The following is a 22,499-nucleotide window of genomic DNA, read 5'->3' as shown; positions in this document are numbered from 1 at the left end:
AGTGGTGCCGTGGTACAGAACAGGACGGCGGAGTCAGCCGCCCGACTGCCCGGCAGGATCGGGCACGGCCGGCGAAGGCGACTCTGGACCGGTTTCGGGCTGGTTCTGGCCGGCCTGCCGGCGCTGACGCTCGCGCTGGTCCCGGTGCGGGACAGTCTGGCGCTCGAGAGCATCCTGCTGCTGTACCTGCTGATCGTGGTCCTGATCGCGGTGACGGGCGGCCTGCTTCCCGGTGTCGCCGCCGCCCTCGCCGCGGTGCTGCTTGCCAACTTCTTCTTCACCACCCCGTACCACACGCTCGTCGTCGAGCAGCGGGACAGCATCATCGCGCTGTTCGTGTTCGTGCTGGTCGCGGTGACGGTCAGCGTGACCGTCGACGTGGCCATTCGCCACCGGGTCGCCGCCGTCCGCAGCCGCAGCGAGGCGGAGGTCCTGTCCCGGATCACCGCGGAACCGGTCACCGACGACTCGCTCACCGCGGTGCTGGAGGAGGTGCGGGAGACGTTCGGCATGGTGTCGGTCGCGCTGCTCGAGAGCCGCGGCGAGCTCGACCATGTCGTCGCGGTCGCCGGCCCGCCGCTGCGCGGCAGCCCGGTCATCTCGGTCCCGGCGCGGGACGGGCTGCGGCTCGTTGCCGAAGGCCCCGAACTCTTCGCCGAGGACCGGAAGCTGCTGACCCGGCTGGCCGGTGCCGCCGGGCGAGCCTGGGAGGACCAGCAACTCGCCGGTGAAGCGGCCCAGGCCCGGCAGCTCGCCGAGGTCGACCGGCTGCGGTCGGCCTTGCTGGCCGCCGTCGGACATGACCTGAGAACGCCGTTGGCAGGAATCAAGGCCGCTGTCTCCAGCCTCCGGCAGCGCGACGTGACCTGGAGCCCGGCCGAGCAGAGTGAGCTGCTGGAGACGATCGAGGAATCGGCGGACCGGCTCGACGACCTGATCGCGAACCTGCTGGCGATGAGCCGGTTGCAGGCCGGGGCGCTGTCCGTCGACGCACGGCCGGTCGTGCTGGAGGAGGTCGTCGCCAAGGCACTGGTCGGAATCCCGGCGGACGTCGTCACGGTCGACGTCCCGGTGCACCTCCCGCTCCTGCTGGCCGACGCCGGACTGCTCGAGCGGGTGATCGCCAACCTGGTCGACAACGCGCGGCGGTTCTCTCCGGCCGGTGTCCCGGTCCGGGTCGAGGCGTCGTACGACGAGAGCGCCGTACAGGTCGCCGTGATCGACACCGGCCCTGGCGTGCCGACCGAGGACCGGGAGCGTATCTTCACTCCGTTCCAGCGGCTCGGCGACAACCGGTCCGACGGCGGCGCCGGCCTGGGACTCGCGATCGCCCGCGGTTTCAGCGAGGCGATGGCGGGGAGCGTGGCGCCCGCACCGACACCCGGCGGAGGTTTGACGATGACAGTGACCCTGCCGGTGGTGCCGTGATCAACGTCCTGATCGTCGACGACGATCGGCAACTGCTGCGGGCGCTGGCGATCAACCTGCGCGCCCGCCGGTACGACGTCGAGACCGCGGCCGACGGCGCGTCCGCTCTCGCGGCGGCGGGTCGGCGGCCGCCCGGCCTCGTCATCCTCGACCTGGGCCTGCCGGACATGAACGGCGTCGAGGTGGTGTCCGGTCTGCGCGGCTGGTGCTCGGCGCCGATCATCGTGCTGTCCGCTCGCGACGCCCAGGCCGACAAGGTCGCGGCACTCGACGCCGGCGCCGACGACTACGTCACCAAGCCGTTCGGCATGGACGAGCTGCTGGCCCGGATCCGGGCGGCACTCCGCCGGGCGGCGGTGCCGGACCCCGGTGCGCCCGCGGTCGTCCGGACCGAGGCGTTCACCATCGACCTCGCGGCCAAACGCGTCACGACCTCCGAAGGCGACGTACGACTCACTCCCACCGAGTGGAGCCTGCTGGAGATGCTGGTCCGCAATCCCGGCAAGCTCGTCAGCCAGAAGCAACTGCTCCAGGACGTCTGGGGGCCCGGATACGAGTCCGAGACCAACTACCTCCGCGTCTACATGGCCCAACTCCGCCGGAAGCTCGAACTCGACCCCGCACGCCCCATCCACCTGATCACCGAGCCGGGAATGGGCTACCGCTTCCAGCCCTAGCTACCCTGTTGGGGTGCGTTCTCGTCCGACTTTGCGGTGGGCTCCTGGGCCTGAGGTGCTGGCGTTGGAGCCTGGTTCGGCGGATGTCGGGCCGGTGGCGGACGTCGTGGCCGGCGGGCAGGTCGTCGTACTGAGTGGGGCGGGGATCTCGACCGAGTCGGGGATCCCGGACTACCGGGGTGAGACAGGCAGCCTGCGGACGCACACGCCGATGACATACGGCGACTTCGCGGCCAGCGAGTCTGGTCGGCAGCGGTACTGGGCCCGCAGCCACCTCGGCTGGCGCACGATCGCCCGCGCGGAGCCGAACGACGGGCACCGGGCGGTCGCGGCGCTGCAGGCGCGGGGCTACTTGAGCGGCGTGATCACCCAGAACGTCGACGGCCTGCACCAAGCTGCCGGCGCGCGAGACGTGATCGAGTTGCACGGCAACCTCGACCGGGTGATCTGCCTGCAGTGCCGCACAACCTCGGCCCGCGAGGTGCTCGATCGCCGGCTACGAGACGCGAATCCGGGGTTCGAGGCCGAGGTGACGCGGATCAACCCCGACGGAGATGCGGAGCTTCCGACGGAGGCGGTCGGCAGCTTCAAGCTCGTCGACTGCACGAACTGCGGGGGTGTGCTCAAACCCGACGTGGTCTTCTTCGGCGAGAACGTCCCGAAGTCGCGCGTCGAGCGCTGCTACCGGCTCATCGACAACGCGAGCGCCGTCCTCGTCCTCGGCTCGTCCCTCACCGTGATGTCCGGCTTCCGCTTCGTCCGCCACGCCGCCAAGTCGGGCACCCCCGTGCTGATCATCAACCAGGGACTGACCCGCGGCGACCCGTACGCCACCCACCGGATCAATCTCCCGCTCGGTCAGGCGCTGACCGAACTCGGCGAACGGCTGTGAGCACCACCGGGCCGGGCCACGCGTGAGGTGGCTCGGCCCGGGGTCCGCCGTACGGATTGGAAAGGGTCAGCGTTGCGCGCTGGTCCGTAGGCGGTTCAGGGAGGCCTCGAGGGCCTTGGGGGAGGCGGCGGCTTGCCGCGACAACGTGCGAGCGTGGGCAGCCCAGGCGGACTGTTCGGCCGCGGTCACCACGGCGGGGGCGCCGGTGAGCTTCTTGTAGGTCAGAGACGCGACGCCGGCCTGCCCTTCGTAGCGGGGGTGGTAGTTCAGCGCCCGGAGCAGGTTGATGTCCTTGCCCTGGATCCACGCCTGACCGTCCGGCGCGCAGGCGTCGTGCCCGGTCGACGGCCCGAAGGTGTCGACGTACGTCGCCCCGCCCGCTGCGGCAGCCGCGGACACGGCCGAGTTCAGGGCCTGCTCGATCGAGTACAGGTAGGCGTAGTCGCCGTCGGCGAAGGGCAGGACCGCCGGGCAGGTGCCGTGCTCCGGCGCGATCTTCGGGTAGCCGATCAGCAGGATGGTTGCCTTCGGCGACCTGGCTCTGATGCCCTGGACAACGATCGCGATCCGCGTCCGGGTCTGCGCGATCTTCGCCTTCAGCGTGTCCACGCCGTCGACGGTGAAGTGCGCCTTGCAAGGCGCGCCGGTCGGATCGCCGGCCCGGAGCCCCGGACACGTCCCGACGATGTCGCCGAACACCCCGAAGTCGTTGCCGCCGATCCCGAGTGTGACGAGGTCCGTGTCCGGCGTCAGCGCGTCGAACTGCGGCGCGGCCGTGCCGATCGGGGTGCTCTGCGGTTGCGTCATGTTCGTGGTGTCGGCCCCACCGCAACTCACATCGGTGAACCGGTAGACCCGCAGCGCGGCAGCCAGCATCTTCGGATAGTTGCTGTACGAGCGCACGCACCCGAGCGACAGCAGGTCCGGCAAGGGGACGAGCGGCGCGGAGGTGTACGAATCGCCGAGAGCCACGTAGTTCCGGAACGCGGGCGTGGCGTCGGCCTGAGCGACCGGGAGCGTGCCGAGCAGAACCAAGGACGCGCAGGCGGCGACCAGACGGCGTAGCTTCACAGGACCCTCCCCAGGCTCGGGCGTTGCGGCCCCCACCCTAGGTTGAGTCACCACTCGATCACAAGGGGTGATCGTGGACCTGCTGCGCGGAATCCGATCACGGCATGGAATCCTGCTGTCATGCGTGTCTGGCACGGTTTGGACCAGGTGAGCCCGGAATTCGGGTCGGCGGTCGTCACCATCGGCAACTTCGACGGCGTACACCGGGGGCACCAGGAGGTGCTCGCGCACGCCAAGGCGCGGGCGGCCGAGCTGGGTGGCCTCCCGGTCGTCGCGCTGACCTTCGACCCGCACCCGATGACGGTGCTGCGGCCGGAACGGGCGCCGGCGATGCTCAGCCGCGCCGAAGAGCGGGCCGAGCTGCTGATCCGGTACGGCGCCGACGCCGTCCTGATCCTCCCGTTCAGCAAGGAGGTGTCGGGCTGGTCGCCGGAGGAGTTCATCGAGCGGGTCCTGGTCGGCGCGCTGCACGCGAAGGCGATCGTGGTCGGCGAGAACTTCCGCTTCGGCCACAAGGCCGCCGGGCACGTGGACACGCTGGTCGCGGCCGGCGCCAAGGACGGGTTCCAGGTCGAGGGCCTGGGCCTGGCCGGAGACGCGCAGCCGTGGTCGTCGACGTACATCCGGGAGCGGATCGCCGAGGGTGACGTCGAGGCCGCCGCCGAGGCGCTCGGGCGGCCGCTGCGGGTCACCGGAGTGGTCGTGGAGGGGGACAAGCGCGGCCGCGAGCTCGGCTACCCGACCGCGAACATTCCCGCGGATCCGACGGCCGCGGTCCCGCTCGACGGCGTGTACGCGGGCTGGCTCACCGTGCTCGAGCCCGCAGCCGGCGGTCCGTCGTACGGCGAACCGCTGCCGGCCGCGATCAGCGTCGGCAGCAACCCCACCTTCGACGGCGTGGACCGGCGGGTGGAGTCGTACGTGCTGGATCGCGACGACCTGGAGCTGTACGGCGCGCGGATCGCGGTGGATTTCGTCGCCCGACTGCGCGGCACCCAGATCCGCTTCGACACCATCGACGAGCTGCTGGTCCAGATGAAGGCCGACGTCGACGGCGCGCGCCGGATCCTTACCGGGAATTAGGGTGACGCGTCCACGGACTGATACTCTGGGCGCTGCCGTCTGAACGGCCGCGGACCGAGAGTGCTCGGGTGAAGAATGCCCCGGTGCGCCGCGCAACGGAAATCGAGAGGAACTCCGTGTCATCTGTTGATGCCGCCACGAAGAAGAAGATCATGGGTGAGTACGCCCTGACCGAGGGTGACACCGGGTCCCCCGAGGTCCAGGTCGCGCTGCTGACGCACCGCATCGCGCACCTCACCGAGCACCTCAAGGAGCACAAGCACGACCACCACAGCCGTCGTGGCCTGCTGCTGCTGGTCGGCCAGCGCCGCCGGCTGCTGAACTACCTGGCGAAGAAGGACATCAACCGCTACCGGTCCCTGATCGAGCGGCTCGGCCTTCGCCGATGACGTCGCGAGGAGCGGCCCCCCGGTTCGGGTGGCCGCTCCTCGCGTATCCGCGCACTCGCGCGGGTTCTAACTGAATACAGAAGCACGCAAGACGAACGAGGCGACGCGAAGCGCGTGGCGGGAGACGACCGGTCCTCGGTAGTGGCTTTCGGGTAACAGGTAGCACTGGGATACCCGCGGGCCTCGATCGAAGACCGGCACCCCGGAAGCTCGCGCCTCGCAGTCGTCACACTGCTAGAGAGGGGTATCCCGTGTCGGGATCCACAAGTGTGCCCATGGAGGGCGCAGATTTCGCTGAAGCCGTCATCGACAATGGCAGCTTCGGCACCCGTACCATCCGCTTCGAGACGGGCCGACTGGCCCAGCAGGCCGCCGGTTCGGCCGCCGCCTACCTCGATGGCGACACGATGGTGCTGTCGGCCACCACGGCCAGCAAGAAGCCCAAGGACCAGTTCGACTTCTTCCCGTTGACGGTGGACGTCGAGGAGCGGATGTACGCCGCCGGCCGCATCCCGGGCTCGTTCTTCCGCCGGGAGGGCCGTCCGTCCGAGGAGGCCATCCTGACCTGCCGGCTGATCGACCGCCCGCTGCGGCCGTCGTTCGTGTCCGGCCTGCGCAACGAGATCCAGGTCGTCATCACCGTCCTGGCCCTGAACCCGGACAAGCTGTACGACGTCCTCGCGATCAACGCCGCGTCGATGTCGACCCAGCTGGCCGGCCTGCCGTTCTCCGGCCCGATCGGCGGCGTCCGCGTCGCGCTGATCGAGGGCCAGTGGGTGGCGTTCCCGACCCACACCGAGCTCGAGGACGCGGTCTTCGACATGGTGGTCGCCGGCCGGGTGACCGACACCGGTGACGTCGCGATCATGATGGTCGAGGCCGAGTCGACCCCGACCACCTTCGACAAGGTCGCCGGTGGCGCGCAGGCGCCGACCGAGGAGATCGTGGCCCAGGGCCTCGAGGCCTCCAAGGCGTTCATCAAGACGCTGGTCGAGGCGCAGGCCGATCTGGCCGCGCGGGCCGCGAAGCCGACCGGTGAGTTCCCGGTCTTTCCGGACTACCAGGACGACGCTTTCGCCGCGGTCGAGGCCTCGGCGTCCGAGGAGCTGGCGCAGGCGCTGACCATCGCCGGCAAGCACGAGCGCGAGGACGCCACCGACGCGGTCAAGGCCGCCACGGTGGACAAGCTGGCCGCCGACTTCGAGGGCCGCGAGAAGGAGCTGTCCGCGGCGTTCCGGTCGCTGACCAAGAAGCTGGTCCGTCAGCGCGTGCTCAAGGAGAAGGTCCGCATCGACGGCCGCGGGCTGGCCGACATCCGGCCGCTCAAGGCCCAGGTGCGGGTGCTCCCGCGGGTGCACGGTTCGGCGCTGTTCGAGCGCGGCGAGACCCAGATCCTGGGTGTCACCACGCTGAACATGCTGCGGATGGAGCAGCAGCTGGACACGCTCTCCCCGGAGACGCGCAAGCGCTACATGCACAACTACAACTTCCCGCCGTACTCGACCGGTGAGACCGGCCGGGTGGGTTCGCCGAAGCGCCGCGAGATCGGTCACGGCGCGCTGGCCGAGCGGGCCCTGGTGCCGGTGCTGCCGTCGCGCGAGGACTTCCCGTACGCGCTGCGTCAGGTGTCCGAGGCGCTCGGCTCGAACGGTTCCACCTCGATGGGTTCGGTCTGCGCCTCGACGCTGTCGCTGCTGTCGGCCGGTGTGCCGCTGAAGGCTCCGGTCGCCGGTATCGCGATGGGCCTGATCTCCGGCGAGATCGACGGCGAGACGCAGTACGTCGCGCTGACCGACATCCTGGGCGCGGAGGACGCGTTCGGCGACATGGACTTCAAGGTCGCCGGTACGAAGGACTTCGTCACCGCCCTGCAGCTGGACACCAAGCTGGACGGCATCCCGGCCAGCGTGCTGGCCGGCGCGCTGACCCAGGCCAAGGACGCCCGCCTGACGATCCTGGACGTGATGGCCAAGGCCATCGACGCGCCGGGTGAGATGAGCGAGTTCGCGCCGCGGGTCATCTCGGTGAAGGTCCCGGTCGACAAGATCGGCGAGGTCATCGGCCCGAAGGGCAAGATGATCAACCAGATCACCGAGGACACCGGCGCCGACATCTCGATCGAGGACGACGGCACCGTCTACATCGGCGCGACCGACGGTCCGTCGGCCGAGGCGGCCCGGGCCGCGATCAACGCGATCGCGAACCCGACCATGCCGGAGAAGGGCGAGCGCTACCTGGGCACGGTCGTGAAGACGACCAACTTCGGTGCGTTCATCAGCCTGCTGCCGGGCAAGGACGGCCTGCTGCACATCAGCAAGCTGCGTCCGCTGGCCGGTGGCAAGCGCGTCGAGGCGGTCGAGGACGTGCTGTCGGTCGGCCAGAAGCTGCAGGTTGAGATCGCCGAGATCGACGACCGCGGCAAGCTCTCGCTGATCCCCGTGATCGAGGGCGAGGGCGACAAGAAGTCCGACGACAAGGCCGAGCCCGCCGCCGAGTGACTCGAGCCATCACCAGCACACTGCTGAGCCCGGAGGCGGGCGGTCCGGTCAAACGGACCGTCCTGCCCTCCGGGCTTCGTGTGCTGTCCCAGTCCGTGCCGGGCTTCCGCTCGGTCACCTTCGGCGTCTGGGTCGGCGTCGGCTCCCGGGACGAACCGGAGCAGCTGGCCGGCGCCACGCACTTCCTCGAGCACCTGCTGTTCAAGGGCACCGAGCGCCGCGACGCGCTGGAGATCTCCTCCGCCATCGACGCGGTCGGCGGTGAGATGAACGCGTTCACGGGCAAGGAGTACACCTGCTACTACGCCCGGGTGCTGGACTCCGACCTCCCGCTCGCGGTCGACGTCATCTGCGACATGATCACCTCCGCCACGCTGACCAGTGCGGACGTGGAGAGTGAACGCGACGTCATCGACGAAGAGATCGCGATGCACGCCGACGAGACGTCGGACCACATCCACGATCTGTTCGCCGAGCAGCTCTGGGGCACGTCCCCGCTCGGCCGCTCCATCACCGGTACGCCGGAGTCCGTCGCCGGACTGTCCCGCCAGCAGGTCGTCGGGTGGTACCGCCGTCGCTACAAGCCGTCCAACATCGTCGTCTCGGTCGCCGGGAACGTCGACCACACCGACGTCGTTCGCCTGGTCCGCAAGGCTTTCGAGCGGCACTGGGTGACCACCGAGGCCGAGCCGGCGCCGGTGCGAGGCGGTGTCGTCAAGCCGGTTCCGACGTACGGCGGGGTGCAGGTCCACCACCGCGAGGCCGAGCAGGCGCACCTGGTGCTCGGGATGCCGGGCCTGGTACGCAACGACGACCGGCGCTACGTCGCCGGTGTCCTGCACGGGATCGTCGGCGGCGGCATGTCGTCGCGACTGTTCCAGGAGGTCCGGGAGAAGCGCGGTCTGGCGTACTCGGTCTTCACCTTCGGTTCGGCGTACGCCGACTCCGGCATGGTCGGCGTGTACGCCGGATGCCTGCCGAAGAAGGCCAACGAGGTCCTCGACGTGGTCCGCGCCGAGCTCCAATCGATTGCCAGCGGCAACATCACCCCCGACGAGCTGCTCCGGGGCAAGGGCCAGATGCGTGGCTCGGTCGTGATGGGGCTGGAGGACACCGGCGCCAAGATGACCCGGATCGCCAAGGCCGAGCTCGTTTACGGCGAGCTCCCGACCGTCGACGACATCCTGGACCGGATCGACTCCGTCACCCTCGACGACGTCATCCACCTCGCCGCCGAGCTCTACGCCGGCGCCCCCGCCCTGACCGTGATGGGCCCCTTCGACGAGGACAGCACCGCCTTCACGGTCTGACCCGGACCGGCAGAGTCTGGTAGCCACGCAGAACGAGTCTGTCGCGGCGCGTGGGCTGCCGCCCGGGGTCCGCCGACAGATCGGGAAACCGGCTGAGCAGGCGGGGGAACGCCACCGAGGCTTCGAGCCGGGCCAGGCTGTTGCCGATGCAGATGTGCGGGCCGGCGCCGAAGCTCAGGGGCTTGATGTCGCTTCGGGTGGCATCGAAGCAGTCGGGCCGGTGATACCGGCCCGGATCGCGGTTGGCTGCTCCGAGCACGAGGATCACGTCGCTGCCGTCGGGCACGGGGACATCCTCGGCAGTGAGGCCGTCGATGAGGGCTACCCGGGTCGTGACCTGCACCGGAGACTCGTACCGAAGAACTTCCTCGATGAAGCCTGCTGTCGTGGCCGAGCCGGGACGCAGTGCTGTGGCGAGATCCGGGCGGTCCAGCAGGATCGCCAGCCCGTTGCCGAGGAGGTCGGTGGTGGTCTCGAAGCCGGCGACCAGCAGAAGGATCAGATTGGCGAGCAGCTCCTCGTCGGACAGGCGGCCGTCATCCGCGTCGCGTGCGGCCACCAAAGCGCTGACGAGGTCGTCGCCCGGCGCCGTACGACGTTCGCTGATCAGGGGAGTGAAATACCGCCCCAAGTCGCGGGCCGCCGCGTCGGCGGGACCGTCCGCGTCGCCGGCAAGTTCCAGTGCCGCTGTCAGTGCGGATGCCAGCGGGCGGAACTTATGGCGGTCGCGGGCCGGGATCCCGAGCAGTTCGCAGATGACGGTGACCGGCAGTTGGAAGGCGAACTGGTCCATGAAGTCGACCATGCCGTCATCCGCCGCGGGCTCGGCGAGCCGATCGAGCAGAGTGTCCACCGCGGCCTCGACCGACGGCTGGAGCGCGGCGACGCGGCGTGGCGTGAACACCTGGGAGATCAACGAGCGCATGCGACCGTGATTCGGTGGGTTGGCCCGCAGGATCGACCGTTCCATCATGCGCAGGGCGGCGCCGGCGGTCCGGTCGACAGCCGGTGCGGACCGGCTTGGTGTCGTGTCCGGCAGGCCGAAGCCAGGGTTCCGAAGCACCTGGTTGACCGCCGCGTAGCCGACCACCAGGAAGACGCTGTCGGTGACGGTAAGGACCGGGCCGATCCGGTGGGCAGCGGCGTACAGCGGGAAGGGATCGAGCCGCCCTGCAGGTGAGATCAGGGCCTGGAGGATCGCCGCGGCGTCTTCGGGGCGGGCTGGAGGCATGATGGCGTCCTTCAGGAGTGGCGGCGAGAGGTCAGCGGGGGCTGTTGGAGATCGTTGATGGCTGCGCGGCCGAGGAGGATGAAGCCGACGGCGTACGCCGTCGCCCCGGCGACTTCGAAGAGCTGGATGAGCCCGAAGCGCGGCCCGGATGTGAAGATGAACAGGCCGCCGATCGTGTAGACGGTGGCACCGGCGCCGAGCAGCACGCCGGCCCAGCGCAGACCGTGACGGCCGAGTGTGCGGGCGAGCCAGAGGTACCCGAACGGGAAGACGAGCAGCGCCGGGAACACGATGAGCGCTGCCGTTGTGTCGAGGTCGGCCGGCTCGTGCACGAGGCTCGGCGCGTACTCGGCCCGGACCGGGTTGTGCGCCCCGTCGAAGACGATCAGGGCGAACCACAGCAGGGTGCCGGTCAGAGCGGCGTACGACGACCGGAGATCTCGCCGCCGGGTGATCTGAGTGCCCAGCGCGATCACGCTCGCCAGACAGATGACCTGCAGCAGCAGGCCGGCCGCTTGGATGTCGTGCGTGAGGCCGTAGCGCTCGCCGACGGCCGCGATGCTCCAACCGTCACGGGCGGGATGCAGAAGCGTTCCCAGCCAGAACACCGGGCCGCCGACGAACGCTGTCAGTCGAGCCGTGGTGCCGAGTAGCCGGCGAGTGCTGCCGGAGTGCGCGAGCGTCTCGCTCATCGATCGTGCTCCCAGTCAGTCGAAAATCACTAGAGTGTTCCTCTAGTGGATCACTAGAGGAACACTCTAGTCAACTGATAGGCTGCGGTCATGAACGCGTCAGCCGGCCCGGCCACCAGCAGAGCGGACAAAGCACAGGCCAACCGGCGCCGGATGCGCGCGGCGGCGCTGGCGCTGTTCACTGATCGCGGGTATGCCTCGACGTCCATACAGGCCATCGCCGACGAGGCCGGCATGGCGGTGCAGACGCTCTACTTCACGTTCGGCACCAAGAGCGCCTTGCTCAAAGAGATCCTCGACATCGCGGTCGCCGGGGACGAGGAGCCGGTGCCGACGCTGGAGCGGCCGAAGGTGCGCGCCGCAATCGCAGACCCCGATCCGGTCCTCCAGCTCCGTGAGCTGGCGCGATTGTCGCGCGAGATCTACGAACGCGTCGCACCAGTGCTCCAAGTGGTGGCCGGCGCCGCGTCAGCCGACTCCGACCTCGCGGAACTGTGGGAGACGAACAACACCCAGCGCGCCATCGTCATGACAGAGCTCATCACCGCTCTCGCGTCCAGGAGTCCGCTGCGCGACGGCGTCGATACGGCCACGGCGATCGACATCGCCCTTGCCTTGCAGAGCCCTGAGATGTACCACTTCCTCATCAGCCGCCGCGGCTGGAGCCCTAGCCGGTGGGAGCAGTGGACGGCCGACGCCCTGATCACCCAATTGCTCCCCAGCCGCTAGGTCCTGAGCGGCTCGACAGCCCCAGGGTGCAGGAGCACACTGGCGGGGTCAGCGACCTGGGGGACTTGGGGGCGGGAGCTGGTCATGAGCACGATTAGTCCGGAGATTCAGGCACTCGGCGAGAACTTCCGCGGGGAGCTGGTCCATCCGGGCGAGCCGTCGTACGACGACGTCCGGAAAGTGTGGAACGGGTCGATCGACCGCCGGCCGGGAGTGGTCGCCCGGTGCACGGGGGTCGCCGATATCCGGTCAGCGCTCGCGTACGCGCGGCGTACCGGCGGACCGGTCGCGGTCCGGGGCGGCGGGCACAGTTTCCCCGGTCACTCGACCTGCGACGGCGGCGTGGTGCTGGATCTCTCGCTGCTGAAGGGCATCCGGGTCGATCCGGTACGGCGTACCGCCCGAGCGCAAGCGGGTGTGCTGCTCGGTGAACTCGACCGCGAGACCCAGGCGTTCGGTCTCGCGACGCCGTCCGGAATCGTGACGCATACCGGTCTGTCTGGTCTCACCCTGGGCGGCGGGATCGGCTGGCTGATGCGCAAGTACGGGCTGAGCATCGACAACCTGATCTCGGTCGACGTGGTCACCGCCGAGGGCGAGCTGGTGACCGCGAGCGAGGACGTCAACGCGGACCTGTTCTGGGGCATCCGTGGTGGCGGCGGAAACTTCGGTGTCGTGACCGAGTTCGAGTTCCGGCTGCACCCGGTCGGGCCGATCGTGTACGCCGGCCTCGTGGCCTGGCCGATGGACCAGTCGCCGGACCTGATGCGCTTCTACCGCGACTGGATCACCGACGTACCCGACGAGCTGACCACTGCGGTGATCCACCGCTGGCTGCCGGACACGCCGACGATCCCGGCCGAGCTGCACGGCCGGCCGGTGGTGGCGGTCGTCGCCTGCTACGCCGGACCGGTCGAGGACGGCGAGAAGGCGGTCGCGCCGCTCAAGGCCTTCGCGCCGCCGCTCCTGGACACGATCATCCCGAAGCCGTATCTGGACCTGCAGTCGATGCTCGACCCGAGCTTCCCGCACGGCCGGTGGTACTACATGCGGGCGTGTGACGTCGCCGAGCTGACCGACGAGGTGATCGACATCGCGGCCGCGCGCGGCCTCGCGATCGATTCGCCGTACACGGCGTACCCGATCTTCCATCTCGGTGGCGCGATCTCCCAGGTGCCCTCGGACAGTACGGCGTTCGGCGGGCGGGGGAGCGGGCACACGATCAACTTCGTCGGGGTGACGCTCGGACCGGAGGGGTTCGAGGAGCAGCGGGAGTGGGTCCGGGACTCGTGGCGGGCGATGGAACCGCACCAGTCCGGCGTGTACGTCAACTTCCTGACCGACGAGGGCACCGACCGGATCCGGTCCGCGTACGGCGCTGCGACGTACGACCGGCTGGTCGCTTTGAAGCGGAAGTACGACCCGGGCAACCTGTTCCACCTGAACCAGAACATCCCGCCCCTCTGACGCGGAGCGGGAGATGGTCGCCGAGCGAACGGCCACCGGCTGAGTGGCCCGCGGGCGTCTGGTGGTTGGTGGATCACCCCTGGTGGGGCACGCCGATCTGGCGTGCGGGGGTCACTGTGGCTTATGTGAATGGTCACAGGCGTCCAGCGTCGGGAGTACGCCGGCCTCCGGTTGCCCGGTGGTTCAGGGCGGCGCGGCGGGAGGCGCGGTCGCGGGCGTCCGCGATCACTTCGCGGCGCACGAAGCATCCGGCACCAGTTCCCGAACCGGTCCCGGCGCAGCCGCCGGAAGCGGTCCTCGACTTCCTTCGCCAGTTGGGGCTCGCCATGTCCCGCGGCGCAGTTCGCCGGGGCGCCGCCGGGTTCGGGTCTTGGCGCCCGAGGGCTCGGCGCGTGGGCGCCGTGGGTGGGGGGTTCGGGCGGTCCACGTCGACCTGGCGCGGGATCTAGGCCGGACTGAGGGCAGCGACGTGAGTGCGCATTTGTGCGCACCGAGGAGTTTGGCCGAAATCTGACCTGACATCTGATGACTTGTGGCACTTATCGGATTAAGGTCGGGCGGTTGTGCCGTCGTGTCGGGCGGTCGTCTGAGGTCTTGGGAAAGTAACGCTCACGTTACGCGCCGCCGCTTTGTGCCTGACAACGTTGACATGCGCAGTTTCGACCAGCCACCATGACGCTTGATCCGCCCGCCTAGCGGCCCTCCCGCCGAGGAAGTTGGTTTGACCGTGCGACGTCTGACTGGGTTTGTGGGGGTGGCAATCGGCTTATCGCTGGTGCTCGCCTCCTGTGGTGACGGGAAGTCCGGAGGTAGCTCCGGCACTGGCGCGAAGAGCGAGGTCATCGCGATCGCCGCCGACCCGCTGGAGTACATCAACCCGCTGAACGAGAACGGCAGTCCGGGGATCCAGGTCGCGATGGCGATGTTCGCCCCGCTGGTCACCACCGACCCGAACTCGGGCAAGCTGCAGAACGTGATGGCCGACTCGGTCACACCGGACAAGACCAGCCAGACCTGGACGATCAAGCTCCGGCCCGGCAACGCGTTCCAGAACGGCCAGCCGCTGACCGCGAAGGACTACGTGGATAGCTGGAACATGACCGCGCAGGGCTCGAACGCCTGGAAGAACAACGGCTTCTTCTCCAAGGTCGACGGGTACGACGCGCTGAACCCGCCCACCGCGGACGGCGCCACCCCGAAGCCGACCGCCGTGAAGACGCTGAGCGGCCTGAAGCAGGTCGACGACCTGACCTTCACGGTCAAGCTCAAGGTGCCGTTCTCGCAGTTCGGCCTGACCCTGCAGTACCTCGGCCTGGCCCCGCTGCCGGAGGAGGTGCGGAAGAACCCGGACGCCTACAAGCGCAAGCCGATCGGCAACGGCCCGTACAAGCTGGCCGCCGACTGGAACGCCGGTGACGACATCAAGCTGGCCAAGTGGGACGGCTACAAGGGCCCGAACGCGCCCGAGGCGGACTCGATCACCTACCGGTTCATCCCGAACGCGGACACGGCGTACAACGAGTTCCTGGCCGGCAACGTGGACTTCACCGACGTGCCCTCGACCAAGGTGCAGAGCTTCAAGACCGACGCGCCCGACCAGTGGGTGACCAGTGTCAGCTCCGGCGCGAACTACCTGGTCTTCCCGGCCTGGGACGCGCGCTACAAGAACCCGAAGCTGCGGCACGCGTTCTCGGAGGCGATCGACCGGAAGGCCTTCGCCGACCTGGTCGGCCTGTCCGAGCCGGCCAAGGGCCTGATCGCGCCGGACATCGACGGCTACCGCGACGACGCCTGCAAGTACTGCGACTTCGACGCGACCAAGGCCAAGGCTTTGCTGGCCGAGGCCGGCGGCTTCTCCGGCACGGTCAACATCAGCTACAGCACGACGTCCGCGACCGGGCAGATCTTCGCCGAGGCGATCGGCAACATGCTCCGGCAGAACCTCGGGCTGACCATCAAGTACACCGGCAAGCAAGGCTCGGAGATCACCACGCTGGCGGACACCCACAAGCTGGACGGACTGCGGTTCGGTGGCTGGGGTCACGACTACCCGTCGATCGAGGACTACCTGACCCCGATGTTCAAGTCCAACGGTGACGCGAACTTCGCCGGCTACAGCAACCCGGCGCTGGACGCGCTGCTGGCCAAGGGCGACGCCGAGCCGGACCAGGACAAGGCGATCAAGCTGTACCAGCAGGCCGAGGACATCGCGCTCGAGGATCTGCCGCTGATCCCGCTGTACACCAAGTCGAACGCGTACCTGCACTCGGCCAAGATCGAGCCGCGCGTGTCGAAGTACGTCGGGGTGTCGGCGCTCTACGCGACGTTCAAGTGATCCGGTTCGTCGCACGCCGTGTCCTGGCGGCGGTCCCGATCGGACTGATCGTCACGCTGGGGGTCTTCGCGCTCGTCTTCGCGATGCCCGGAGACCCCCTGCGGGAACTGGCCGGTGACAAGCCGATCCCGGCCGCAGTGCTGGCGGCCAAACGGGCCCAGTTCCACCTCGACGATCCGTTCATCATCCAGTACCTGCTGAGCATGAAGGACATTCTCACCGGCCACTTCGGGACGACGTTCGCCGGCGCGGACATCGCCGACCAGCTCCGGCTCCGGATCCCGGTCACGCTGAAGCTGACCCTGCTGGCGAACGCGTTCCAGTGGACGCTGGGGCTGTTCTTCGGGATCTACGCCGGGTTCAAGCGCAACGGATTGATCGACAAATCGTTGCTGCTGGCAACTTTGGTGCTGCTCGCGGTGCCCGGGCTGGTGGCGTACTTCGCCGCGCAGTACCTGTTCGGCGTCGAGCTGAAGTGGTTCCCGGTCTCCGGCGTGCTCGAAGGGTTCCCGCGGGCGTACCTGCTGCCCGCGCTGGTGATCGGGGTGCTCGGGTTCGCCGGGCTGGCCCGGCTGATGCGGACCTCGATCGTGGAGACGGTGAACGCCGACTACGTGAAGACCGCCCGGGCGAAGGGACTGGGGGAGCAGCGGGTGCTGTGGGCGCACATCCTGCCGAACGCGCTGCTCCCGATCGTCACCTTCATCGGGATCGACCTGGCCGGCATGTTCGGCGGGGCGATCATCACCGAATCCATCTTCAACCTGCCCGGGCTCGGCCAGTTCATGTTCCAGGCGATCAAGCTGAAGGAGGGTGGCGTCGTGGTGCTGCTGTCGACGCTGGCGTTCATCTCGTTCATCGTGATCAACCTGCTGGTCGACCTCCTGTACGGCGTCCTGGATCCGAGGGTGCGCAATGTCTGAGATCCAAGCTGTTGTCGGTGCCGAGGCCCAGGAGCTCGGCGACGGCCGCACGCTGTCGAACCGGGAACTGCTGCGGGCGTTGTTACGCAAGCCGCAGTTCGTCGTCTGCAGCCTGCTGCTGTTGCTGTTCTTCCTGATGGCGGCGGTGCCGAAGCTCTTCACCTCCGTGGATCCGCGCTTCTGCGAGCTGGCCAAGAGCCGGCAGAGCCGGAGCCCGGGACACCTGTTCGGGTTCGACATCCAGGGCTGCGACTACTTCGCGAACGTGATCTACGGAGCCCGGCCGTCGGTGCTGGTCAGTATCTGCGCGAGTTTCGGCGTGTTCATCCTGGCCGGCTCGTTCGGGCTGCTGGCCGGCTACTTCCCGGGTTTCGTCGACGGCCTGATCTCGCGGACCGCCGACGTGCTGTTCGCGGTGCCGGGCATCGTGGTGCTGATCGTGATCCTGAACTCGGTCCCGAACCGCAGCATCTGGATCATCGTCGGTGTCATCCTGCTGATCGGCTGGCCGGGCGGGATGCGGCTGATGCGCGCCACGGTGTTCTCGGTCCGCAACCGCGAGTACGTGCTGGCGGCCCGGTCGATCGGCGTACCGCCGGTGCGGATCCTGCGCAAGCACGTGTTCCCGAACGCGATGGCGCCGCTGCTGGCGATGACCACCCTGGGCATCGGCGGCATGGTCGGCCTCGAGGCCGCGCTGACCTTCCTCGGCGTCGGGCTGCAACCGCCGTCCATCTCCTGGGGATCGCAGTTCGGCGTCGCGGCGTCGTACCGCGACACCCCGCACCTGTTCATCTGGCCGGCGTTGTTCATCTCGACGATGACGATCTCGTTCATGATCATTGGCGACTCGATCCGAGACGCCCTAGACCCGAAGCTGATCCGATGACTGTGCACATTCCTCGCCTCCGGCTCGGTGGGTCATCGGGCCTTGGCTCCCGGTCTTCCCTCGTCGCTCCGGTCGCTTCGCTCCCTGCACTCCTCAGTCCAGACCGGGAGGCCCGATGACCAAAAACAGTGGTGAAGTACTGCTCAAGGTCGACGATCTGACTGTTGAGTTCGATACGCCGCGGGGCCCGGTGCGGGCCGTCGACGGCGTGTCGTGGCAGGTACGGGCCGGGGAGACGCTGGCGATCCTGGGCGAGTCGGGGTCGGGCAAGAGTGTGTCGACCCAGGCGCTGACCGGGATCCTGGAGATGCCGCCGGGCCGGATCGTCTCGGGTACGGCGAAGTACCGGGGCGCGGACCTGATCGCGATGACGACGAAGGAACGGCGCAAGATCGTCGGCGACCGGATCACCATGGTGTTCCAGGACTCGCTGTCCGCGCTGAACCCGGTCCAGTCGGTCGGCACCCAGATCGCCGAGTGCTACCGGGTGCATCGAGGGATGTCCAAGAAGGACGCGTTCAAGCGGGCGGCGGAGATGCTCGACCAGGTCCGGATCCCGGCCGCGGCGAAGCGGGTGCGCGACTTCCCGCACGAGTTCTCCGGCGGCATGCGGCAGCGGGTGATGCTGGCGATGGCGCTCGCGCTCGATCCCGACGTACTGATCGCGGACGAGCCGACCACGGCCCTCGACGTCACCGTGCAGGCGCAGATCCTGGAGCTGATCGCCGAACTGCAGGCCGAGCGGGACATGGGAGTCGTCCTGATCACTCACGACCTCGGCGTGGTGTCGGACGTCGCGGACAACGTGGTGGTGATGTACGCCGGCCACGTGGTCGAGCGAGCGTCGACCGCGGAGGCCCTGGAGCATCCCGTCCATCCCTATACGGAAGGGCTTCTGGGGTCGATGCCGTCGGCGGAGCTGAAGGGACAGGAGCTGCCGACGATCCCCGGTACGCCGCCGTCGCTGCGGGCGATCCCGTCCGGCTGCGCGTTCCGGCCCCGGTGCCCGATCGCCGTCGACGAGTGCGCCCACGAGCTCCCGCCGTTGCTGACCGTCGCACCAGGCCGGGACGCCGCGTGCATCCGGCGTACGTCGATCGCGGAACGAGAGGCGGTCTGATGGCCGACGAGTTGCTGGTGGCAACGAATCTGGTGAAGCACTACGACATCAGCCCGGCGCTGAGCTTCGGCACCAAGACTCTGGTCCGCGCGGTCGACGGCGTCGACCTGACGCTGCGCAGGGGCGAGTCGCTCGGTATCGTCGGCGAGTCCGGCTGCGGGAAGTCCACGCTGGTCCGGCTGCTCGCCGCCCTGGAGAAGCCGACCTCGGGGCAGTTGTCGTACGACGGTGTCGACGTCAGCAAGCTGAAGTCCCGTGAGCTGCGGCGGTGGCGTCGGAACGTGCAGGTGGTGTTCCAGGATCCGTACTCGAGCCTGAACCCGCGGATGCGGGTCGGCGAGATCGTGGCCGAACCGCTGGAGGTCCACCCGGATGTCTCGAAGGGTATGGACATCCGGTCCCGGGTCCGCGAGTTGCTCGAGATGGTCGGACTGCGGGCCGAGGACGAGACGAAGTTCCCGCACCAGTTCTCCGGTGGGCAGCGGCAGCGGATCGGCATCGCGCGGGCGATCGCGCTGAACCCCGACGTACTGCTCTGCGACGAGCCGGTGTCGGCGCTGGACCTGTCCGTCCAGGCCCAGGTCGTGAACCTGCTGATGGGTCTGCAGCGGGAGCTCGGTCTCAGCATCATCTTCGTCGCCCACGACCTGTCCGTGGTCCGGCATGTCTCGGACCGGGTCGCGGTGATGTACCTGGGCCGGGTCGCCGAGCTGGGCGAGCACCAGCACGTGTACGACGTACCCGCGCACCCGTACACGCAGGCACTGCTGTCCGCCGAGCCCGGCCTGGCCCGGCAAGGCCGCAGGCGGATCGTGCTGGCCGGTGATCCACCGTCGCCCGTCATGCCACCGTCGGGCTGCCGGTTCCACACCAGATGCCTACGAGCGGAATCCCGCTGCAGCAGCGAAGAACCGCAGCTCCGCCAGATCCCGTCCGGCCAGACCGTCTCCTGCCACTTCGCGGAGGATGCCCAGACCGCCTACACGCCAGCCTTGGCGGTGGAGTGATGGCCTAGGGTTGCCGCCATGACTGGAGTGCCGATGACCCCGAGGAGTAGGCAGTTCGTCCTGCTGGTCGGCGTCATCGTGGTTGCGGGCGGGCTGGCCGCCTGGTGGATCCTGACCGCCGGACGGGCCGCCAACGAGGGCTTCGACATCACCGACGAGGGTTACTACCTGCTGTCCTACCGGTGGTGGGACAGCAACCCGTTGGCGTTGACCGGAGTGCAGTATGTGTACGGCCCGGTGTTCGAGTGGCTCGGGTACGACATCGAGCGGTTGCGGTTGTTCCGGCTGCTGACGGTGGTCCTGGTCCATCTGCTCTTCGGGTACAGCTTCATGCGCTGGCTGCGCGGCCGGCGGCCGGGCGCGGCGCCGACGAAGCTGTGGGAGCTGGCCGGGATGGCAGTGATCCTGGCCGCCGGTGGGATGTGTTACAGCTGGCTGCCGCTGTCGCCCGGGTACAACGATGTCGTCCTGCTCGGTGCGTTGACGCTGGTGTCGTGCGTGCTGTGGATGGCGACGGCGGTCGATCGTGGCCGCCCGGTGCCGTTCTGGCTGCTCGTCTCGGCCGGTCTCGTCATCGGTGTGATGGTGCTGGCGAAGTGGACCTCGGTCGTGGTGATCGGACTGATCGTGGTCGCCGCCGTCGTCGTGCTGGCCGGTCAGGGAGTCCGTGCTGTTGCCCGGGGCTTCCTTCTGACCCTGGGCGGGCTGGCGCTGGCCGCGCTCGTCGTGCAGTTGTTCGTGGTCCGGCTGAACGTCGCAGTGCCGGGGATCCTCACCGTGAACAGGTTCATCGCGGGTACGTCGTACACGCCGACGGTGCTGCTGCACTTCTACTGGACGAGTGGTCTGAACCTGCTCGGACGCACGCTGCGCGACCACGGGATCCTGCTGGTCGCGGTCGCCGTGGCGGTGATCGGCCGCTGGCGCTGGCTGCGCTTCGCCGCCGCCGCGCTCGCGCTGGTCGCTTTCGTCCTGTCTGTACGACGGGTGGTCGTCGACGGTGCCGCATTGGGTGGATCACAGCACACCCCCGACTACGCGGTCACCTTGCTGGCCGCCGTACTGGTCGCTGTCGTGGCGGCCGCCGCGGCCGTGGTCGCGGGACGGGTCGGAGTGACGGATCGCTCGCTGCTGAGCCGTGAGAACACACGCGGCTGGGTGATCCTCGGACTGCTGGTGGTCTTGCCGCTGATCCAGGCGTTCGGGACGAACAATCCGCTCTACACGATCGGCTTGAACGGGTTCGCCGCCTGGGCCGCGGTGATGGTCGCGGTGGTGACCGGGATCGGGGCCACGCCGGTCGTCGCCCGCATGACGGTGGGGATCGTCACGGTGGCGTCGCTGGTGGCGGCGACGTCGATCGCCTACACCGGGCTCTTCCGCTATCCGTACCGGTCGGCCGAGCATTCGGATCTGACCGCAGCCGCGAAGCAGCCGGCGTTGAAGGGTCTTTATCTACCGCCCGCAGCCGAACGCAACTTCACCGAGCTGGCGACTCGGCTCAGCGCGTACGCATCGCCGGGCAGGCCGATGCTGGCCTTCGACCAGATGGCCGGACTGGTCCTGATGCTGCAGGGCAAGCCAGTCGGCGAGGCGTGGGTCTCGCCGAAGGAGCGGGTCCGGACCGCGGCCGGGATCGAGGAGGCCTGCCGCCAAGGCCGCCCGTGGGCCCCGGACCGTCCGCCGATCATCATCCTCAACCGGCGGATCTCCAACGTCGAGATCACCGCGCTGCGGGCCTGCGGGCTGGACTTCCAAGCCGACTACCGACTGCTCGCGCCGACACAGCAGACGATGGACGTGCAGGTCTGGGTCCCCCGGAGCGAGGCCGCGACCAAGACCCCCTGACCGGATGAGATCCTGGAGCCCTCGATTCCAATCGGAAGGGTGCGCATGATCAAGGTCGGTGTGCTGGGGGCCAAGGGCAGGATGGGCGCTCAGACGTGCCTCGCCGTGGAGGAGTCCGACGACTGTGAGCTCGTCGCACGGCTCGACCTCGGCGACAAGCTCGAGCAACTGACCGAGGCAGGCGCCCAGGTGGTCGTCGACTTCACCCGCCCCGAGGTGGTGATGGACAACCTGGCCTGGTGCATCGAGCACGGCATCCACGCCGTCGTCGGCACCACCGGCTTCGACGACGAGCGGCTCGCCACGTTGCGCTCGCAGCTGGACGCCAGCCCGGGAGCCGGCGTACTGATCGCGCCGAACTTCTCGATCGGCGCCGTGCTGATGATGCAGTTCGCCGCCAAGGCCGCGCGGTACTACGAGTCTGTCGAGATCATCGAGTTGCACCACCCGGACAAGGTGGACGCTCCGTCCGGGACAGCCCGCCGTACGGCGGAACTGGTCGCGGGCGCCCGTCGCGAGGCCGGGTCCGGGCCGATCCCGGACGCGACCACCACGGCGCTGGACGGCGCCCGGGGTGCGGAGGTGGACGGGATCCGGGTGCACGGGGTCCGGCTGCGCGGTCTGATCGCGCACCAGGAGGTCCTGTTCGGTGACGAGGGGGAGACCCTGACGATCCGGCACGACTCGATGGCGCGTGTCTCGTTCATGGCCGGCGTCCTGCTCGGCGTCCGGCGGATCGTAGACACCCCCGGCCTGACGGTCGGCCTCGAGCACTTCATGGATCTCGCCTGACATGACAGTGCTTTTGGCCTCGCCTCCGGCTCGGCGGGTCATGGGGCTCTACTCCCGGCCGTCCCTCGTCGCTCCGGTCGCTTCGCTCCCTGCGCTCCTCAGTCCAGGCTGGGAGGCC

General features: G+C 68.8%; 19 protein-coding genes. 16 read left to right on the top strand and 3 right to left on the bottom strand.

Going from position 1 to position 22,499, the window contains the following annotated elements; genetic code table 11:
• The first annotated feature begins 9 nt into the window (after nucleotides 1-9).
• From AB0E63_RS14890 to AB0E63_RS14880, 3 genes are read left to right on the top strand one after another with little or no spacing between them, the layout of a single operon-like run.
• Entirely contained in the window at nucleotides 10-1,428 is a 1,419-nt protein-coding gene (locus AB0E63_RS14890) for an ATP-binding protein (protein WP_360365591.1), read from the top strand.
• Nucleotides 1,428-2,105 (top strand): response regulator, encoded by a 678-nt coding sequence (locus AB0E63_RS14885; RefSeq protein WP_360365814.1) that lies wholly within the window; start codon nucleotides 1,428-1,430, stop codon nucleotides 2,103-2,105. The genes AB0E63_RS14890 and AB0E63_RS14885 overlap by 1 nt, the downstream gene beginning before the upstream one ends.
• 13 nt (nucleotides 2,106-2,118) lie before the next feature.
• A complete protein-coding gene (locus AB0E63_RS14880) occupies nucleotides 2,119-2,997 on the top strand; it encodes an NAD-dependent protein deacetylase (protein WP_360365589.1) in 879 nt (292 codons plus the stop codon).
• A 66-nt stretch (nucleotides 2,998-3,063) separates the two neighbouring features.
• On the opposite strand, the gene AB0E63_RS14875 is transcribed toward AB0E63_RS14880, so the two are convergent.
• Nucleotides 3,064-4,068: an SGNH/GDSL hydrolase family protein gene (locus tag AB0E63_RS14875; protein ID WP_360365587.1), complete on the bottom strand. Its 1,005-nt coding sequence runs from the start codon at nucleotides 4,066-4,068 to the stop codon at nucleotides 3,064-3,066.
• Between the two features lie 120 nt (nucleotides 4,069-4,188).
• On the opposite strand from AB0E63_RS14875, the gene AB0E63_RS14870 reads away from it, so the two are divergent.
• The 4 genes from AB0E63_RS14870 (at nucleotide 4,189) to AB0E63_RS14855 (ending at nucleotide 9,348) form a co-directional block, all read left to right on the top strand.
• On the top strand, nucleotides 4,189-5,151 hold the full coding sequence (locus tag AB0E63_RS14870) for a bifunctional riboflavin kinase/FAD synthetase (protein ID WP_360365585.1): 963 nt from the start codon (nucleotides 4,189-4,191) through the stop codon (nucleotides 5,149-5,151).
• A gap of 116 nt (nucleotides 5,152-5,267) precedes the next feature.
• Complete coding sequence (gene rpsO, locus AB0E63_RS14865; protein ID WP_130379758.1) at nucleotides 5,268-5,540, top strand: 30S ribosomal protein S15; 273 nt, start codon at nucleotides 5,268-5,270, stop codon at nucleotides 5,538-5,540.
• A gap of 275 nt (nucleotides 5,541-5,815) precedes the next feature.
• On the top strand, nucleotides 5,816-8,038 hold the full coding sequence (locus tag AB0E63_RS14860) for a polyribonucleotide nucleotidyltransferase (RefSeq protein ID WP_360365583.1): 2,223 nt from the start codon (nucleotides 5,816-5,818) through the stop codon (nucleotides 8,036-8,038).
• Nucleotides 8,035-9,348 carry a pitrilysin family protein gene (locus AB0E63_RS14855; protein ID WP_360365581.1) on the top strand — a complete coding sequence of 438 codons (1,314 nt, stop codon included), beginning with the start codon at nucleotides 8,035-8,037 and terminating at the stop codon, nucleotides 9,346-9,348. Before AB0E63_RS14860 ends, AB0E63_RS14855 begins: the two co-directional genes overlap by 4 nt.
• On the opposite strand, the gene AB0E63_RS14850 is transcribed toward AB0E63_RS14855, so the two are convergent.
• Both AB0E63_RS14850 and AB0E63_RS14845 read right to left on the bottom strand, forming a co-directional pair.
• Nucleotides 9,338-10,579 carry a cytochrome P450 gene (locus tag AB0E63_RS14850; protein WP_360365579.1) on the bottom strand — a complete coding sequence of 414 codons (1,242 nt, stop codon included), beginning with the start codon at nucleotides 10,577-10,579 and terminating at the stop codon, nucleotides 9,338-9,340. The two genes, AB0E63_RS14855 and AB0E63_RS14850, sit on opposite strands and share 11 nt — an antisense overlap.
• An 11-nt stretch (nucleotides 10,580-10,590) precedes the next feature.
• Nucleotides 10,591-11,271: a hypothetical protein gene (locus AB0E63_RS14845; RefSeq protein ID WP_360365577.1), complete on the bottom strand. Its 681-nt coding sequence runs from the start codon at nucleotides 11,269-11,271 to the stop codon at nucleotides 10,591-10,593.
• 90 nt (nucleotides 11,272-11,361) lie between these two features.
• On the opposite strand from AB0E63_RS14845, the gene AB0E63_RS14840 reads away from it, so the two are divergent.
• The 9 genes from AB0E63_RS14840 to dapB all read left to right on the top strand — a co-directional run bounded on the left by AB0E63_RS14840 (nucleotide 11,362) and on the right by dapB (nucleotide 22,381).
• Entirely contained in the window at nucleotides 11,362-12,000 is a 639-nt protein-coding gene (locus AB0E63_RS14840) for a helix-turn-helix domain-containing protein (RefSeq protein WP_360365575.1), read from the top strand.
• 84 nt (nucleotides 12,001-12,084) lie between these two features.
• Entirely contained in the window at nucleotides 12,085-13,467 is a 1,383-nt protein-coding gene (locus AB0E63_RS14835) for an FAD-binding oxidoreductase (RefSeq protein WP_360365573.1), read from the top strand.
• 754 nt (nucleotides 13,468-14,221) lie between these two features.
• Entirely contained in the window at nucleotides 14,222-15,802 is a 1,581-nt protein-coding gene (locus AB0E63_RS14830; RefSeq protein ID WP_360365571.1) for an ABC transporter substrate-binding protein, read from the top strand.
• A complete protein-coding gene (locus AB0E63_RS14825) occupies nucleotides 15,799-16,725 on the top strand; it encodes an ABC transporter permease (RefSeq protein WP_360365569.1) in 927 nt (308 codons plus the stop codon). Before AB0E63_RS14830 ends, AB0E63_RS14825 begins: the two co-directional genes overlap by 4 nt.
• Nucleotides 16,718-17,614 (top strand): ABC transporter permease, encoded by an 897-nt coding sequence (locus AB0E63_RS14820; RefSeq protein WP_360365567.1) that lies wholly within the window; start codon nucleotides 16,718-16,720, stop codon nucleotides 17,612-17,614. Before AB0E63_RS14825 ends, AB0E63_RS14820 begins: the two co-directional genes overlap by 8 nt.
• 115 nt (nucleotides 17,615-17,729) lie before the next feature.
• Complete coding sequence (locus AB0E63_RS14815; RefSeq protein ID WP_360365565.1) at nucleotides 17,730-18,734, top strand: ABC transporter ATP-binding protein; 1,005 nt, start codon at nucleotides 17,730-17,732, stop codon at nucleotides 18,732-18,734.
• Nucleotides 18,734-19,741, top strand: coding sequence for a dipeptide ABC transporter ATP-binding protein (locus tag AB0E63_RS14810; protein WP_360365563.1), 1,008 nt, complete (start codon nucleotides 18,734-18,736; stop codon nucleotides 19,739-19,741). Before AB0E63_RS14815 ends, AB0E63_RS14810 begins: the two co-directional genes overlap by 1 nt.
• An 18-nt stretch (nucleotides 19,742-19,759) precedes the next feature.
• On the top strand, nucleotides 19,760-21,589 hold the full coding sequence (locus tag AB0E63_RS14805; protein WP_360365561.1) for a hypothetical protein: 1,830 nt from the start codon (nucleotides 19,760-19,762) through the stop codon (nucleotides 21,587-21,589).
• A gap of 45 nt (nucleotides 21,590-21,634) precedes the next feature.
• On the top strand, nucleotides 21,635-22,381 hold the full coding sequence (gene dapB, locus AB0E63_RS14800) for a 4-hydroxy-tetrahydrodipicolinate reductase (protein WP_360365812.1): 747 nt from the start codon (nucleotides 21,635-21,637) through the stop codon (nucleotides 22,379-22,381).
• The last annotated feature ends 118 nt before the right edge of the window (nucleotides 22,382-22,499 follow it).

It is taken from the genome of Kribbella sp. NPDC026596, from assembly GCF_040638415.1.
Taxonomy (GTDB): domain Bacteria; phylum Actinomycetota; class Actinomycetes; order Propionibacteriales; family Kribbellaceae; genus Kribbella.
This window is presented reverse-complemented; position numbering and strand designations above follow the sequence as displayed.